The organism is Pseudomonas sp. RGB, assembly GCF_007713445.1.
Lineage (GTDB): Bacteria > Pseudomonadota > Gammaproteobacteria > Pseudomonadales > Pseudomonadaceae > Aquipseudomonas.
In genome coordinates, this window is the sequence record NZ_VMSH01000004.1 from 291,302 (window position 1) to 309,372 (window position 18,071).

9 protein-coding genes are annotated in these 18,071 nt (G+C 58.4%); 4 read left to right on the forward strand and 5 right to left on the reverse strand.

Annotated elements, in window-relative coordinates:
• The first annotated feature begins 24 nt into the window (after nucleotides 1-24).
• On the forward strand, nucleotides 25-1,647 hold the full coding sequence (locus tag FPT15_RS11015) for an ATP-binding protein (RefSeq protein WP_372241467.1): 1,623 nt from the start codon (nucleotides 25-27) through the stop codon (nucleotides 1,645-1,647).
• 138 nt (nucleotides 1,648-1,785) lie between these two features.
• Complete coding sequence (locus FPT15_RS11020; protein ID WP_145160829.1) at nucleotides 1,786-6,453, forward strand: hypothetical protein; 4,668 nt, start codon at nucleotides 1,786-1,788, stop codon at nucleotides 6,451-6,453.
• Nucleotides 6,454-6,506: 53 nt separating this feature from the next.
• Here FPT15_RS11020 and FPT15_RS11025 read toward each other — a convergent pair whose 3' ends face one another.
• From FPT15_RS11025 to FPT15_RS11045, 5 genes are all read right to left on the reverse strand, one after another.
• The gene (locus tag FPT15_RS11025) at nucleotides 6,507-6,884 is read right to left on the reverse strand and encodes a response regulator (RefSeq protein WP_003217591.1); all 378 of its coding nucleotides are present in this window, start codon (nucleotides 6,882-6,884) and stop codon (nucleotides 6,507-6,509) included.
• Between the two features lie 78 nt (nucleotides 6,885-6,962).
• On the reverse strand, nucleotides 6,963-8,156 hold the full coding sequence (locus tag FPT15_RS11030; protein WP_106579185.1) for a hybrid sensor histidine kinase/response regulator: 1,194 nt from the start codon (nucleotides 8,154-8,156) through the stop codon (nucleotides 6,963-6,965).
• Nucleotides 8,150-8,749 (reverse strand): chemotaxis protein CheB, encoded by a 600-nt coding sequence (locus FPT15_RS11035; protein ID WP_145160831.1) that lies wholly within the window; start codon nucleotides 8,747-8,749, stop codon nucleotides 8,150-8,152. Before FPT15_RS11035 ends, FPT15_RS11030 begins: the two co-directional genes overlap by 7 nt.
• Nucleotides 8,746-9,576: a protein-glutamate O-methyltransferase CheR gene (locus FPT15_RS11040; RefSeq protein ID WP_178119680.1), complete on the reverse strand. Its 831-nt coding sequence runs from the start codon at nucleotides 9,574-9,576 to the stop codon at nucleotides 8,746-8,748. Before FPT15_RS11040 ends, FPT15_RS11035 begins: the two co-directional genes overlap by 4 nt.
• Nucleotides 9,577-13,074, reverse strand: coding sequence for a response regulator (locus FPT15_RS11045; protein WP_145160833.1), 3,498 nt, complete (start codon nucleotides 13,072-13,074; stop codon nucleotides 9,577-9,579).
• Between the two features lie 276 nt (nucleotides 13,075-13,350).
• Between FPT15_RS11045 and FPT15_RS11050 the strand changes: the two genes are divergently transcribed.
• Together FPT15_RS11050 and FPT15_RS11055 are read left to right on the forward strand one after the other, a co-directional pair.
• Entirely contained in the window at nucleotides 13,351-17,478 is a 4,128-nt protein-coding gene (locus FPT15_RS11050) for a hypothetical protein (protein ID WP_145160835.1), read from the forward strand.
• A 215-nt stretch (nucleotides 17,479-17,693) separates the two neighbouring features.
• A complete protein-coding gene (locus FPT15_RS11055) occupies nucleotides 17,694-18,059 on the forward strand; it encodes a response regulator (protein WP_145160837.1) in 366 nt (121 codons plus the stop codon).
• Nucleotides 18,060-18,071 lie beyond the last annotated feature (12 nt).

Here is an 18,071-nt window from a genome sequence, read left to right on the forward strand (position 1 = left end):
GAGCGCGCGATTATCCTGGCGCCAATGGGTCGCGACGGCTCACTGGCGCTGATGATGCTGAATGAAGCTGGCTACAGCGGCATTGTTGCCAGCAACCTGGCAAACCTGTGCGAATTGCTGGAAGAAGGCGCCGGCTTGTTGGTGATCGCGGCGGAAGCGTTGCGCGGCGTGGATCTGGAGCCGTTGCTGGAGCACCTGCATCAGCAGCCGGCGTGGTCCGACTTGCCGATCGTGCTGATGACCCATCACGGCGGCAGCGAGCAGAACGGTTCGTCGCACTTGAGCGGGCTGCTGGGCAACGTGACCTTTCTGGAGCGCCCCTTTCATCCCGTCACTTTGATCAGCCTGGTGAGCGCGGCCCTGCGCGGCCGACGCCGGCAGTACGACGCCCGCGACCGCTTGATTGACTTGAGCGAGAGTGAACTGCGCCTGCAACGCACCATGGAAACCCTTGAGCAGCAAGTCGAGGAGCGCACCGCGCAACTGCGCAGCAATGAAGAAGCCTTGCGCCAATCGCAGAAGATGGAGGCCGTGGGTCAATTGACCGGCGGCATCGCGCATGACTTCAACAACATGCTCACCGGGATTATCGGCAGCCTGGAGCTGCTGCGACGGCGCATTGCGCGCGGCAAGCTCGATGACTTGGATGGCCTTATCGACCTGGGCGTGACCTCGGCCAACCGCGCGGCCGGGTTGACCCATCGCCTGTTGGCGTTCTCCCGTCGCCAATCGCTGGATTCCAAGCCCGTGGGGATCAACCAACTGGTGACCTCCATGGGTGAGCTGCTGCAACGCAGCATCAACGAAAGCATTGCCCTCGACATGCGCCTGGACGCTCAGCTCTGGACCGCCGAAGCTGACCCCAATCAACTCGAAAGCGCCCTGCTCAACCTGGTGATCAACGCGCGCGACGCCATGCCGGGCGGCGGCAAGTTGGTGGTTGAAACCTCCAACCGCCACCTGGACAACGTGTTTACTGCGGCCTACGGCACTTTGAAGCCCGGCGACTATGTAGAGCTGAGCGTCAGCGATACCGGCTGCGGCATTCCAGAGCACCTGATGGGACGCGTGTTCGATCCGTTTTTTACCACCAAGCCCATCGGCCAGGGCACAGGCCTGGGGTTATCGATGATCTATGGCTTTGCCCGCCAGTCCCATGGCCACGTCACCATCCACAGCGAAGTGGGCAAAGGCACCACGGTAAGCCTGTTCCTGCCGCGTTTTGTCGGTGAAATGCAGGCGCCGGAATACCTCAATCCTGCGTTGACGCCCTATGCCAATGCGGGTGAAACGGTATTGATCGTCGAGGATGACCCGGCGGTACGCGTGCTGGTCAGCGCCGTGCTCAAAGAGTTGGGTTACGCCTTTGTCGAGGCCGGTGATGCGGACACAGCACTGCCGATCATCGAGTCCGACCAGCGTATCGACTTGCTCATCAGCGACGTTGGCCTGCCGGGCATGAACGGCCGGCAAATGGCGGAAATTGGTCGGCAGATCCGCCCTCAGCTCAAGGTCCTGTTCATCACCGGTTATGCCGAACACGCGGCGGTGCGCGGTGGCTTCCTTGATCCTGGAATGCAACTGATCACCAAGCCATTTACCTTTGATTTGTTGACAGCGAAGGTGCGGGAAATGATTCAGGCGTGAGCCAGTGACTGCACGTTTCCGCAATATCTGGTGGCTGACAGGCCGGAACCGGCACTGAGGGATTGGACACGAAGTTTCAAATCGCGACGCATGAAAGGTGCCCGTGGTTAACCTGAAACTTACCTCACGAGTCCCATCATGATCGCTTCGCGCAACGTTAATCCCCTGCATCAATGGCCGCTGACTGCCGCACCCGAGCCCCCCACAATACGCCGGCCACGCTTGGCGGATCGGCAGAGCAACCCGGCGGCCCCGCACGCAGCCGACCGTACGCAAGTCGATGGCGACAGTGAGCTGGCAGGGTATCTGGCGCAAACGCTGCGCACCGCGGCAAGTACCGGACGACTGGGCGACATCGACCACCTTCCGCCCGCCTCTGCCTTCGGCCAATGGTGGTCACACCTGCACGATTTGATGAAGAGCCCGCACTTTGTCAGTTGGGCAAAGCGTCAGCAGATTGATCTTTCAAAACCTATCGAGATCAATCCCCGAGACAACCTCATCAGCGCGTTCGTTAGCGGTCAGCGCAAACCCTTTTCAGGCTTTGAGCATGGCCATCTCTGGACCTCGATGATGGCGCCGATCATGCGGGCGGCAAAAGCCCTGACGTCAGACTCTGGCTATATTCTCAGCCCCTCAAGTAGCACATCGGCGCCTTACCGGGCAGTCGCGGACTTTTATGGCGAAGCCATCACCGGGCAAACCCGGGAATCCGCTGAAGCCCGTGCAGCACAGCTCGAAGCGGCTAAAGCGTTCAACCCTTCCCAGTCCAGGCCAGAACGCTCTGCGCAGGTGCTGCAACACGAACGCGCCAAGCTGGCCAATGCCCATGACCACAGCAAGGTGGCCTTGAAACTGATCGCGATCATTCAGGAAATCGACGATTTATCCGAACAGTGGCTATACCGCACCACCAAAGATCCCCTGGACAGCTTGTACCTGCCACCCGCGTATGTTCAAAGCCGGATTGAGCAACTTATCCGCGACAAAATGAGCAGCACCCACATCACCTTGCATGCCGACTCACCCATCAGGTTGTTGCAGGCGGCCCCCACGGTCAGCCTGGACACACACCTCAGCGACAACGGCTGGGACAGGCCCCGCAGCCGTGACGAACTGTTCAACCTGGGACGGTTACTGACAACACCAGCTCTTACCCAGCTTCCAGACGGCAATCTCGGTGGAGCCTTGTCCTGGCCAACGCCATTGAGTGATGACGATTGCCGCAACCTGAGAAATTCCCTGCGCCAGAACACGCTGGGGCTCAATGGTCTGCAAGATTATGACGAGGGCACCGGTGCACTCGGTTACCTGACGCGCAACCAGCGTTTTGCCCCGTCCGAACTGCATGACCCGCGGCGGTTTATTCAAAATCTTCTCGCTACGCCTGATGCCCAGGCACTGGGGCTGGCGCTGCAGGAAAAATTCAATGGCGTCTCGACCCCGCAGAGCCTTAACGACTGGACGCTGGCAGCCCTTGGCGCGACCCTGGATAAAGAATCCGAGGCAGCAAATACCTGGGCGCCAGCCAGAACCGGCGTTGCCGGTTTTGATATGGCCGGTCATCAACATTGGGGCCAGCATCCTTCAACGGTGGTTGCGGGGCTGGTCACACACTTGGTTTCCACGGGCCGTGCCAGCGCCGAGTTAGCACCCGTTGCGGCCCATCTGTTGCTGTCACGCCGAGCCCCTGCTTTTTTGGTCAACGACATTCCCGACAAGGTGACGTGTGGCTCACACACCTGGGTCAGCTTCAGCACGGCGGTAGCGCGCCTTGAGCGCCAGGCGCCCGGCTCAACGGCGCGTATGACCTTTGCGCAGGTCATGCAGCGAGCCGATCTGGCACCTGTTACCGACCAGGACCGGCAGGTTGAACGCAGGGCGCAGCGCGATGCACTCAAAGATTGGGGGGTTGCCCAAGGCTTGATCGCGCTGAACACCCTGGATGACTACACCGACGAGCAGATCAACCGCGTCTTTAGCGCCTACAGCGCGCGAATTTCAGCATTGGGCCAAGCCTCACAAGCCCACTCGACCGCAATGCCCGAGCGCAGGGAGATGGCGCTGAAGGAACTCGAGCGTGTGTATGGTGACCTGCCCTTCGAGAAAAAATGCATCACCCCACTCGATCAGAGTCGCGACTTCCCCGGCCCGTACTCGGTGCTGGACCTTTACCTGCACGGGCAACTCGAGGCAACGGCATGGACGTCATCGTCCGGTGAGGTCGACACACGCACGATTGCGGGCCATGTGAACAAGCTTTCCGACATCAATGCTCTGTTCAACACTGAACTTCAGCGCTACTTCCATGCGGCAGAACAGGCGACGAGCACGCACGTCAAACACCTGATCGCCACACTGCCTCTGGAAGATAGAAACGCCATCGAGTACGGGAAAGTGACCCTGCTCACCGAGCACAGCATCACTCATACCGCCTTCAGCCAGAGCCGTGTCGAAACCAAAGTGCCCAATAGCCTGCTGCTCAAAACAGAGCTCGACGGCGTCGTCACTGTTTATGAAGTCAATGTAAGAGACAACAGCATCCGCCGGCGCGACGAGCTCAAAGACCACCCGATCGCGCGCCAGACCAATGAAGCCGATAAGTGGCGCTATTCGAAAATGCTGCTGGAGGTTAAACCTTCCGGCCGTTACTCGCCGCATGTCGCTGAGGAAAACCATCGAGCGGGCACACCCGACAGCTTTGCCAGCGAAAGGACCCGCGACATTGCCGACGCCTTGGTGCAAAACCTGAACATTCGGGCGCTGGAGACTGAGGCGCGGGGTGTGACGACGTTTGAAACAGAGGTGCCGTTCTACAAAAAAGCCCGCGAATTCATGCTGAACCTGATTCCCCTGCGCTCGGCAGTCCAGAATTTTCGAGCCGGCGCGGTGGGTGACGGCATCCTTGATTTGGCGTTCGACGCCTTCGGGTTCGTCGTGGGCCTAGGCGTTGCAGCCAAAGGCGCCAAGGCCCTGCAAGCAGGTACCAGCGCGGCGGCCAGGCTGGCCCAGGGCGTGAAGATCGTGGGCCGTGCTGCACTGGGCGCACTCAACCCGCTGGATGGCGTGGGCGGCCTGATTTCCCGTACCGCGCGTGGCGTGCAAAAAGGCGGGCTGCATGCCTACAACACACTGCGCGGCAGTGCCGACAGTTACAGACTGATCCATGCAAGTCGACATTTTGAGGCCAGCGCAGTGGGCACCTTCAAACTGGGTGGCACCATCGCTGAAGGGCCGGCAGTGCTTCAACGTGGCAAGTGGTTTGCCTTCGATACGCTGAGTGGCCAGCCGTACGGCAAGGCTCTGGAGGATTTTCAACCCTCGATCAGGGCCAGCGGGGAATTACACGAGGCTCAGCAGACGGCCGGTGCAAGCGCCTGGACCGCCTGGGTTGAACAACAGAAAAACGGTGCAGACAGCGTGCAGTTCAACCATGGGTATACCCAGATCGACCCGCTGACGATCAGCGGCTATCACGCCGGGATGAAATCCGCCGAAGTGATGGCGCTTGCGCGCGCGCCTGGCCGCACACCGGCCGAGGTCGGCGCCCTGGTACGCCAGCGCGAGCGTTTGGCGGTGCAGCACAGCTTCAGCGGGGTCAATGCGTTTTACCAGCACATCAGCGTGGGCGGCGGCACGTTCACCCCTGTTCCTCAACTGTTCTATCTCAGCCAGACCACCCCGCTCAGCAAAGGCCAGTGTGCGGCAATGTCGCGCGTCATGGCGACGGCCATGGAGCAAGGCAAGCACACCCGTTTCGCCGCCAATTTGTTCAGCGCCGCGGCCAACCCCACCGCCGCCGAGTCCAGGCAGTTCGTGGCGAACCTGACGCACATTCAAAAGCAACTGGATACACCCACGCAGTTTCATGCCGGTGCGCCCGTTCGCAAAATGGGCTATGCCCAACTGATGGATGAAATCGCTGACGCCAGCGCCCCCAAAATCATGATGATCGGCACCGCCGACCACGCGATGATGATCGGCACGCAGGGCGAAGGCGTCGCGAAGCGGTTTTTTTATTACGACCCCAACTACGGCCTCGCCGAGTTTGCGAGCGCTGGCGCCATGAAGAAGAGCTTGGGCAAGCTATTTACCGACAAACACCTGCCGTTGCCCTACAAAACCGCGGGCAGCGACCCGACCAGGCTGGAGTTCAACGTCAGCACTCACAGTGATGCGTGGAAAAAAACCAACCATATTGCTGACGCACATGTTCAGTCGCTGCTCGACGACGCCCTGGGCGCGAAGCCTTCAGTCGCTGATGCGGCTGTGCAACCACCGTTCAAACCCAATAGCGCCAGTAAGCCCGCCGTGCCAAACGTTGAAGTGTTCATGGCCGAGGCGAAAACCCTCAATGACCCCACCAGCATCCTCAGCACCAACGGGCTCGGTGACTGTTCGGCACTGGTGGTGCTGAGCGATCTGCACAATGGGGTTTACCGCAAACGCACCTTGGTGCACTTGAACGGCAGCAATCTGGAGGCGCCTGTGGGGTCTGAGCACAATGCCTTCGCCCTGCTCCAGCAGCTGAACAGCGCATTGGAGAATGGCGGCAAGGTCATTTTTGTCGGCGGCACGGCAACCCGCTCACCGCTGATGGTCGGCAGGGTCATAGGCCAAGTCGATAGCAACGGTAACAAACCGTTGTTATCGATCCTGCAAAAGAACGATGTGTCCGTGACCTATGCCAGCTCCGTCGGGGTAGAAGTCTATCCCGATGGCAATTTCAAGCTGCGCGATGATGAGGGGGCGGGCGTCTTTGACCGCGCAAAGATCAACGAAATTCTGGACTGGGCGCGCGACTGAAGCCGGTGAATGCTGCCGGGGACGGTGATACGCGCCCCTGGCACAACCCGTACTCAAGCCAACAATCGCTGGATATGCTCCTGCAGCGTATCCAGATCAAACGGCTTGGCCAGGATCGGCGCGTTGCGCGTGATCGGGCTGTTGCAGTCGAGGATTTCCTGCGGATAACCGCTGATAAAGATCACTTTCAATTCCGGTCGCAACTTGATCGCCGGTTCAGCGATCTGCACACCGGAAATCCCGCCCGGCAGGCGGTAGTCCGTGACCATCAGGTCCAGGTGCGGCTTGGTCGCGAGGATTTCGAAGGCTTGCTCCCCATCAATTGCCTTCAGTACTCGATACCCCAGCCCGGCCAGGTATTCACCCAGCACGAACATAATCGATTCGTCGTCCTCGACGATCAGAACAACATCTTGTGCATCTTCACTCATGGGAAGCCTTTGTCCGGTCAATTGCTGCAGTTACGACCATTGGGTCACGCAGAGGTTGCGTCGAGCTGACGATAGATTTCACGCCGGCGTCTCAAGGGGCAGGCACACCCGAAACAAGGCGCCCTCGCCTATCTGGCTTTCTACCTCGATGGTGCCCCCGTGGGCCGCCACGATCTGCTCAGAAATAAACAGCCCCAGGCCCAGGCCAGCCGCCACATGGCTGGCCGAAACGCGCTCGAACTGCTGAAAAATTCGCTTCTGGTTGTCTGCGCTGATGCCGATCCCGTGATCACGCACCTCAACCCTTGCCTCACTATGCTCGGTATACACCCGTACTTCCACCGGGCTTTTGGCCCCGTAGCGCAGCGCATTGGTCAGCAGGTTGGAAATCACCTGCTCGATGCGGAACTCGTCCCAGTTGCCTTCTACCGGCCCTTGAACCTCCAGGTGCATCGACGACTCGGCGGCGGCCACTTGCGGCGCGAAGTTTTCCACCAGGTTGTGCACCAACTGGGTCAGGTCAAAGCGCGCCGGGCGAATCGACAGCTTGCCGGTGCGGATGCGTGACACATCGAGCATGTCTTCGATCAACCGAATCAGGCTTTTGATCTGCCGCTCATCGCGATCGACCATGGCGTGCATCTTGTCCAGGGTGAACGCGGCGGCGTTGTCCCGAGCCAGGTGCATTTTGCGCAGTTGGGTCTCCAGGATCAGCCCGTTGAGCGGCGTACGCACCTCATGGGCGACGATCGACATGAAGTCGTCACGCATGCGCACCGCCTGCTCCAGCTCGGCCTGGGTGGCCTGCAGGCGGGTCAGCAAGAGTTCCTGCTCACGGCGGCTGCGTTCCAGCGCTTCGACCTGCAGCTTCATCGCCTTGCTCTGGCGGTACAGGTCGACGAACACGTTGACCTTGCTCTTGACCGCATGGATGTCCAGCGGCTTGTGCAGGAAGTCGACGGCGCCGCTTTCATAGCCCTTGAAGGCGTAGTTGAGTTCACGGCCGGCGGCGCTGACGAACACAATCGGGATGTTTTTGGTCTTTTCGGTGCCGCGCATCAGTTCGGCCAGCTCGAAACCATTCATGCCGGGCATCTGCACGTCGAGAATCGCCATGGCGAACTCGTGCTCCAGCAACAGTGACAAGGCCTCGTCGGCGCTCAATGCCTTGTAGACCTGGCGGTCCTCGCGTTTGATCAGCGCTTCGAGGGCCAGCAGGTTTTCCGGCAGATCGTCGACGATCAGCAGTTTGGCCTGGACGGTACTTAACATGGGGAAGATTCCAGCAAAGCCAGCAACGAGCCAATTTGGCTCAGAGTCAGAATATAGTCAGGTGTGTGCAGGGCCAGGGCCGCCAGCGGCATCACGGCGATGCGTGCATCCTTGGGGTCTTGTACAACGGTCGTCCCGCCAGAGCGCTTGACGTGCGCCAGCCCGCGGGCACCGTCCTGGTTGGCGCCGGTCAACAAAATGGCCAGCAGGCTTTCGCCGTAGGCATCGGCGGCTGACGCAAACAGATAATCAATCGAGGGCCGCGAATGGTGTACGCGGTCTTCCTGGCTCAGGGACAGGCTGCGGTCATGCTCCACCGAGAGGTGATAACCGGGCCCGGCGAAATACAAGGTGCCCGCCTCGATCACTTCTTTGTCACGCGCTTCACGCACCGGGATTCGCAGGCGCCGGGCAAAGACTTCCGCCAACTGGCTGCGGCGTTCGTCCGGCAGGTGCAGCACGGCGACGATCGGCAAGCCAAAGCCCTGGGGCAATCCGCCAAAAATAGTCAGCAACGCCTCGACGCCGCCAGCAGAAGCGCCGACGACGATGGCTTCAATCCCGACAATCGGGTTGGCTGCAACGTCGGTCATGATTTGCGGTAGATCCGTTCCTGCTTGACCAGGGGTTCGAACTGTTTGCTGTAGGCGGAAAAATCCAGGGTTTCCTTGCTGCCCAGCACCAGGAAGCCGCGATGACACAGCGACTCGTGGAACAGTCCGAACGCTCGACCCTGCAATTTTTTATTGAAATAAATCAGTACGTTACGGCACGAAATTAATTGAGTTTCTGAGAATACACTATCAGTCGCCAGGCTGTGGTCGGCGAAGGTCACGTTCTCACGCAGGGATTTGTCGAAGATCGCGTAATCGTAGGCCGCGGTGTAGTAGTCGGCAAATGAACGCTGTCCGCCGGCCTGCTGATAATTGGCGGTGTAGGCGCGCACGTTCTCCAGGGAAAAAATACCTTGCTTGGCTTTGTCCAGCGACGCCGGGTTGATGTCCGTGGCGTAAATGATCGTGCGCTCCAGCAACCCTTCCTCACGCAGCAGGATCGCCATGGAGTACACCTCCTCGCCCGTGCTGCAGCCGGCAATCCAGACCTTGATCGACGGGTAGGTTTTGAGCAGCGGCACCACTTCGCGGCGGATCGCCAGGAAGTGCGACGGGTCGCGAAACATCTCGCTCACCGGGATCGTCAGGAACTGCAGCAACTGCATGAACGCTGACGGGTCGTGCAGTACGCGCTCCTGCAACGCCGAGATCGTGGCGCAATCGAACTGGCGCAAAGCATGGGCCACGCGCCGTTTGACCGACGCACCGGAATAGTCGCGAAAGTCGTAGCTGTACTTGAGGTAAATCGCCTCAATCAACAGGCGCAGCTCAATATCGCTGCTTTTATCCAAAAAACGTTGCTCCACTTAAATACGTTCCATCTTCGGTAGCCAGACGCGAATCAGCGAGAACAGGCGGTCCAGGTCAATCGGCTTGGCCAGGTAATCGTTGGAGCCCGCCGCGAGGCAGCGTTCCTGATCGTCCTTCATGGCCTTGGCCGTGACCGCAATGATCGGCAGCTTTTTCCAGCGCGGATCCTGGCGAATCAAGGCGGTTGCCTCGTAACCGTCCATCTCCGGCATCATCACGTCCATCAGCACCAGATCGATATCGTCAACTTCATTGAGTTTGTCGATGGCTTCACGGCCATTACGCCCGATCACCACCACCGCACCCTTGTGCTCCAGGGCGCTGGTCAGGGCGAAGATGTTACGCACATCGTCGTCCACCAACAGGATTTTGCGGCCCTCGAAGACCTTGTCGCGGCTGCGGGCGGTCTTGAGCATCTTCTGGCGGTCATGGGACAGCTGGGATTCGACTTTGTGCAGAAAGAGTGTCACTTCATCCAGAAGGCGCTCGGGTGAGCGCGCGCCCTTGATGATGATCGAGCGCGAATACTTGCGCAGCTCGGCCTCTTCATCGCGGGTCAGGTTGCGTCCGGTGTAGACAATCACCGGCGGGAACGAGCAGATGTCCTCGGTGGCCATGCGCTTGAGCAGCTCGTTGCCGAGCATGTCCGGCAGCTTGAGGTCGATGATCATGCAGTCGTAGACATTGGTGCGCAGCAGGTCCAGGGCGGCCTGGGCGTAGCCGACGTCGGTGATTTCAATGTCATCGTCGCCGATCAGGCGGGCAATGCTGTCACGCTGCAAGTCATCGTCTTCCACCAGCAGCACGCGCTTGACCTTTTGCGTCAGCTTGGCCTCCAGGCGTGCAAACACGTCCTTGAGCTCTTCGCGGGTGGTGGGCTTGACGGCATAACCGATCGCGCCCATGTGCATGGCGGCTTCGACGCGGTCTTCGACGGAGATCACGTGCACCGGAATGTGGCGGGTACTGGCGTGTTCTTTCAGGCGTTGCAGCACGGTCAGCCCGGAATGGTCAGGCAGGCGCATGTCGAGCAGGATCGCGTCGGGGATGAACTCCTCGGCCAGGCTGTAGCCTTCGTCCGCACCGTGCGCCACTAGGCAGTTGTAGCCCAGCTCGTGGGCCAGGTCGAACAGGATGCGCGCGAAATTCGGTTCGTCTTCCACCACCAGAATGCATCGGGTGGTGAACGGCGCTTTGTCGCGGTCATCGGCAAACCGCGGGATCTGTTTGACGTCAGCCACCGGCAGCGGTGAGACCGCCAAGGGCTTGGGCGCAGGGGCCGCTACGGCCTGGCGCGGTTGCTCGACAGGCGCAGCGCCCTCCTCGCGTTCGACGTACTGCTCTGGCAACACCAGGGTGAACACACTGCCCTTGCCCGGCTCACTGCTCACGCTGATATAGCCGCCGAGCAGCGTTGCCAGGTCGCGGGAGATCGACAAGCCCAGCCCGGTGCCGCCGTAACGGCGGTTGGTGGTGCCATCTGCCTGGCGGAACGCTTCGAAAATGCTTTCCTGCTGGTCCGGGGCGATGCCGATGCCGGAGTCGCGCACCGTAAAGGCAATGCCCTCGCCCGGCGCGCGGGAAACCGACAGGCTGACTTCGCCCTGCTCGGTGAACTTGACCGCGTTGGACAGCAGGTTCTTGAGGATCTGCTCCAAACGCTGGCGGTCGGTGAACATCAGGGTCGGCGCATCGGCCTGAACCTCCACCTGGAAACCCAGCTTGCGGTCGGCGGCCAGCGGCTCGAACATGCCGCGCAGGCCGTCCACCAGGCGTACAACGCTGGAGTTTTCCGGGCGCACTTCGAGTTTGCCGGCTTCCACCTTGGAAATATCCAGGATGTCGTTGATCAGGTTGAGCAAGTCATTGCCCGCCGAATAGATCGACTCGGCAAATTTGACCTGCTCGGCGCTGAGGTTGTCCTGCGGGTTTTCCGCCAACAGTTTGGCCAGAATCAACGAACTGTTCAGCGGCGTGCGCAGCTCGTGGGACATGTTGGCGAGGAACTCGGATTTGTACTTGCTGGAGCGCTGCAGTTCGTCGGCGCGGTCTTCGAGTTCAAGCTGGGCCTGGTTCAGCTCGACGTTCTTGCGGTCCATGGCGTCGCGCTGCTCGGCCAGAGTTTGCGTCTGCTCGGCCAACTGCTCGTTGGTCTGCTCAAGTTCGGCCTGCTGGGTTTCCAGGTGGGCCTGGGATTCCTTGAGAATGCGCGACTGCTCTTCGAGTTCTTCGTTGGCGGTCTTGAGCTCTTCCTGCTGCACCTGCAGCTCTTCGTTGAGCTGCTGGGTTTCGGCCAGCACTTCCTGCAGGCGCTGGCGATAGCGCGCAGCTTCGATGGAGGTGCCGATATTGCCGGCAATCAGCTCCAGCAGTTCGACGTCACGCTCTTCCAGTGGGCGCAGGAAACCCAGTTCGATCACGCCGTTGACGCGGTCATCGTCGCTGGTCGGCATCACCAGCACGCTGCGGGTGGCCCCTTCGCCCAGGCCGGAACTGACCTTGAAGTAGTCCACCGGCACATCGTCCAGGCGAATCAGACGATCGAGCTGGGCGGCCTGCCCAACGATGCCTTCGTCGCTGTAGATCGACTGCTCCTGCTGTTCCTGTTCGCGGGAGAAACCATACGTGGCCACACGCTTGAGACCACCGTGTTCTTCACGCACATACAGCGCGGCGACCGCCGAGCCCATGTACTGGGCAAAAAACTGCAGGATGTTACGGCCCAGCATGTTCAGGCTGAGTTGCCCCAGCACTTGTTCGGCCAATTCGGTCTGGCCGTTGCGCAGCCAGGCTTGTTGTTCCAGGCGTCGCGCAATCGTCTGCTGTGACGCGAGGTTTGCGCTGTAACTGTCTGATAGAGCGATTAAATTCTTGCGGCCCACATAGGCAAGGAAGCCGCTCAGACCGAGCACAAAGACCAGGTACAACGTGACGCTGACAATCGTAGTACGGGTGACGTCCTGGTTGCGGGTCACACGGAACTGCTGCTCCATGTCCACCGCGTTCGCGTATTCCTGGCGAATCGCGTCGGTCAGGCTCTTGCCCCGGCCGGCCTTGACCGCGGCGCGGTAGTCACCGCTCTGGCGCTGCAGGTCAACCATCGATTGGGCGTATTTGTTCCATTCGACCTGCATGGCCTCAAGACGCTTGAGGCGATCCACCTGTTGCGGGTTATCCGCCACCAGCTCCTGCAAATTGCGCAAATCGCCAATGATTCGCGGCTTTGCGACTTCATACGGGTCCAGAAAATGCTCGTCGCCGGTGATCAGGAAGCCGCGCAGCCCGGTTTCCAGATCGACCGTCAGCTTCGAAGACTCATTGAGGTTATTGATGACCCGGTCGGTGTGCTCTACCCACTGGATTACCGACAACAGGTAGCTGATCAGCACGACGAAAAACACCGCGCTGACCACGCCCACGCTCAAAGGTAGGGCCACGTTGCGGCTCAGGAGTTTACGAAAGCTCTTTTCATCGACAGACGACGCGGGAGTCATGGGCATGCCTTGGCCAGGAACGGAAAAACTGGGAGTTTGCCCGAATATCGACGGCCAAGGCTATGTTTCTGCATTGATTTGAGGTGACTTCCTACGCTCTGGACGTGAATTTCCAACGGATTCTGTCCGAATTCATCAACTCATTTACACAAATAAATACAGGTACGTGGCGCCGTTCTGGAACGAAATTTCCTCGTTTCAGCACTCAGGGGTGCGCCTCAGGAACACGGAAGATCTTTTGGGAAGGCGTCTTTTTAACCCAGCAAGGTAAACCAGATGACCAACACGAATGCAGTACAGCAAACCTTCAGGCCACAGTTGGCGCCGATGGCCAAAGCGCCTATACCGGCTGCGCTGAACGCCGCGCACGGCGCCGCGAACGATGACGTAACGCTGCTCGCCGAATATATCGCTGGCCTGCAAAACAAGTTGAAAGGCGTCGATGAAAAGATCGAGGTGCCAAAAAACACGCTGTTGGGGCAGTGGTTGACCCTCTATCACACCCAGCTTGAGCGTCCGGTTGTACAGGAGTGGATGCGCCAGCAGCACATCGATCCCGCCACCGTCAGCATCGTTGCCAGCACAGGCGTGTTGCATGCCACGGTCGATGGCGTAGCCAGAAGATTTACCCTGAGCGACACCCCGGGCTGGAAAGCTATCGCCGAGCCAATATTGGCAGCGGCGCGCGTTATAACGCCCACGCAGGAAACCCCGTTGCACCTGTCGTTCGAGAATGGCGTTCTGAAGGTGCCTCTGGCGGTGGTCGGCGATTTTTATGGCCAACCGCGCATCGACGATGACGAGGTTCAGACAGAACGTGAAATTAAGATACTGATCGCCACCAAGCGCTTGCGCCCTATCTCTGCAGGCGACCCGTTGCGACCTGCCGCGACCCGCTCTGCGCAGGCCCTTGCAGATCAACGTTTAAGTGCTGAAACGTTTTATGCCGCCAAACCCCAGGACAGCAGCGCCACAGCCACCAGGGTACAGACCAAAACGGTAAAACACCTCATAGCAGACAAGGCAGATCTTTACGATTTGGCCGTCAAGCTCCGGTACGCGGCCACCCAGGGTGATGGCCAGCCTGCTACCCCTGCCCAGATCGAATACAGTTTGAACAACGAACGGTTAGTCCCTTTCGTAGGGTCGTCATATGCCATGGCGCAAGGCCCGGCGCCAACATTGGCAGTAGCGCTGAACGACCTCGGCATTGCTCTTCCGCGGACCATGGAAGAGCTCAATGCGTTGGCGAACACATTGGAGCAGCGGTCGCTATTGAGCCCGCTGGGCAATCTGGGTGGCGCACTGTCCTGGCCAATCCCGATGTCGCAAACCGATCAACAAAAAATGTTGGATTTCCTCTACAGCGCCGAGCCCGGTGCGCCAGGCGGGGCATTGTCACCTGACAGCCAGGCGACGCTCGGTTACTTGATCAGAGGCAGTGCATTGACGGCGAGCGATCTGCAGGACCCGGAAAAGGCCCTGCAAAAACTGCTCGACACGCCCAGGGCCCAGGCGTTGGGTGAAACCCTGCAAACGCAGATGAAAGGCGCCTCCTCGGACACCAGTATCTACGACTATCTATTGACCGCGCTCAACCTTGGAATGGATCCCAAGTCCTCTGTTTCGCGCGAACGCAACGTAGTGGGCGAATTTGACCTGTCGGACTCACAGCATTGGGGTCATACACCCTCCTCGGTCATTGAAAGCCTTGGCGAGCATCTTGTCGCCACCCAAAAAGCAACGGTAGATACCGCTAAGCTCGCCACTCACCTGTTGCTAGGCCATACGGCACCGCAGTTTCTGATTAAAGATATTCCCGAGAACCTGACCGTCGGCAGCCAGGCGTGGGCTTTCCTGTCGATTGCAGCGGCAACTATAGAAGCCGAGCGACCTGGCGCTGTGAGGCACATGACGTTCGCCGAGGTCATGCTGGAGTACAACGCCTCCAAAGGCCGCTCGCCCGCCACTGAATACGCCCAAAGTACCGCGCTGGTCGATTGGGCCGTCGCCAACGGTGTGATCGCAAAAAGTGCTGACGACAACTACACCTCGGCCCAACTTGACAGCATAAAAGCCAGCTTCAACCAACAACTGGAAGAACGACTCTCCGGTTCCAAAATGCTCTACGAAGCAATCCCTACACGAAAAGAAATTGCGCTGGCCCAATTAAAGGAACGCTTCGGGGATCTTGGCCCGGTATTCGAAAAGAAAGTACTGGGTACTGATAGTTATCGAGGCACCGCGGACCAAACTGGGCTGGTCGGCCGACATTCGATGTTGGATATCGCCATGATGGACCTGCCCAATCCACGACCTTTCAAGTCAGACGACCCCAGCATCCCACTGGAGCAGCTGAATGCCACCCCGATAGTGGGTGTGCAGGAAGCCTTCGAGGAGCAGTTCACCAAAGCCATCTGGAATAAAAAGACCGGGATTAACGCGACGATTAGGCACATGATCGCGCAGCTTCCACTCGAAGACAGACAAAACCTGGAGTTTGGAAAAGTCACTGTATTTGAAGAGAGTTCACATCGGCTGGGCACGGGTTTTTTACCCAATAACACAGAGCACCAAAAACAACCGGGGCTGTTACTCCGAACAGAACTGAATGGTAAGTCTCAAGCCTACGAAATCAATTTAAATGACAGCACGATCAAACAGATCAATCTGAGCCGGGCAAAAACCAAGGTGTCGAGAGCAGCCAACCTGGTGTCTGAGACTAAGGAAATCACGTTCAACCACCACGTGCATGACTTGGGTACCGAACGTGGCGTGCTGGCGGCACCTATGGATAGCTTTAACAGCATTCGATCCAACTTGATTGCCAGCGCATTTGTCGAGCACCTCGAACTTGATGACCCCAGCATCAAAGAAGAAGCCCGCGGGCAAACCACCCTGGATGAGTTACAAGGCGGTCCCAAGCCACTTGACGAATTTTTATTAAATCTGATCCCGTTCAGATCAGCCATTGTCAATTTCAATAGCGGCAACTACGGTGAGGCAGCTCAAGACCTCACAATGGATATATTCGGCTTTCTCACTGCCGGCGCTGCAGTCGCAGGCAAGCTGATCAAGATCGGTCGCTCAGCGCTGTCCATTGGTTCCAAGGTACTGAAGGGCACCCGAGTCATCGGCGCCGAAGCCATTTCCCTACTTAACCCTTTCAGTGGTTTGAGTGATGTGGCGGCGCAGGGAGGCAAACTGCTGCTGAAAGGCGGACGTTACGCACTGAACAAAAGTCTTGAAGCCGTTAACAAACTCAAAGGGGCTACCGGCAGCTATGACTTGCTTAAAGCCGCGAGTAAAAGTCAGGGTATAACAGCAACGGGCACCTACAAGTTTTTAGAGCAAAGGGTGGACGTGGGTGCGACCCTGCAAAACAATAAATGGTATGCACTTGACCCCATCAGCCAGAAGCCCTTTGGGCAACCGCTGCTTGACTTCAAACCCGTCACTGTTGCTGGGAATGGTGAGATAAACCACAACTTTCTTAACTGGTTGTCCACGTGGGTGGCGCCAACCCCCCGGACCCCTAATCTTCGCGAAGCGTTTAAGAGGACCATAGAGGACGTCAAGCTTAACGATATCGCTGGTTACAACCGTGGCTACGCAAACCCAAAGGGCCAAACCATAGACGGCTACGACCCCTCCATGAACGTGCTTGACCTTAAAGAGTTGGCCATCCTCCCCCGCCGAACCCCCGAAGAGACAGGCGCACTGGCCAAACTGATAGAAGATCTGCAGACCAAAAACAGTCTTGAGTACGCCAGGATATTTAGCGAAGAAATAACAAAGGCAGGCGGTAAAGCCACCGGTATGCCGCAAAACTTCTACCTGGCTTCAAACGACCTTACTTCATCAGGAGAATGTGCTGCGTTGGCTAACACCATGGCGTTGGCTATTCAATATGGTAAAGAGCGTGTACTGATCGATAATTTCTTCAAAGCCAGCTTAAATTCCATCGACCCCACCATTGCTGGTTTCCGCCGACAACTGAACAGCATGCACCAAGTGCTTAGCGTGAACTTTCACGGCACCAAACCGGTTTCCCGGCTAGCGTACACCGACATTATTACTGACCTCAGTAATAGACCGACATCAACCACCTTCAAGATCAGCACCCAAAATCACGGGCTTCTGGCGGGCGTCATTGTCAATAACAACCAGAAGGAATGGTTTTTCTTTGATCCCAACTTTGGCCTGGCGAAGTTCCCGGACGAAGCTTCAATGCGCCGGGGTCTGGACGCTACCTTGAATAGCGGCTGGAGCGCCGGCACGCTTCAACCGGTCGCCATTAACCGCGGCATTCCGGAGTACGACGTCAGCACCTTCAATGACTTCGACTTTCTGGCGACGGTTCCTTACAACAACCCGTTCGCACTGTTCAATACCGCGCTTTGACCCACCTGTGACGCCCTTGCGTGAATGGCACTGTTGAACGGTGCCATTCACGCATCATGTCATCCCCCGTGCCACGGACTTGCACGCGACATTTGCGCCCATTCCCTTCACAATGCCTGCACCTACGGAACTTGCCGAGATTGACGCGACTCATTAGAGAATGGTCTTTCAACCGCTAAAGACCTGCCCATTTCATTTTTTCGGGAATTTTGATTATGTCCGCCACCCCCTCCACCCTCCTTGTAGTCGAAGACGACGCCATCGTGCGCATGCTGATCGTCGATGTACTCGAAGAATTGGAGTTCACAGTGATCGAAGCGGCGGACGCTGAAGAAGCTTTGAAGGTGGTCGAAAACACCGCTCAGGTGATCGACCTGATGATGACCGATGTTGGCCTGCCCGATATGGACGGTAAACAACTGGCCGCCAAGGTGCGTGAGCTACGCCCTGACCTGCCAATCCTGTTCGCCAGCGGCTATGCCGAAAGCATTGATGTGCCGTCCGGCATGCAGGTGATTGGCAAACCCTTCTCGATCGATCAATTGCGCGACAAAGTCAAATCAATGCTGCCCCACGCCTAGTCCCTCAACTGC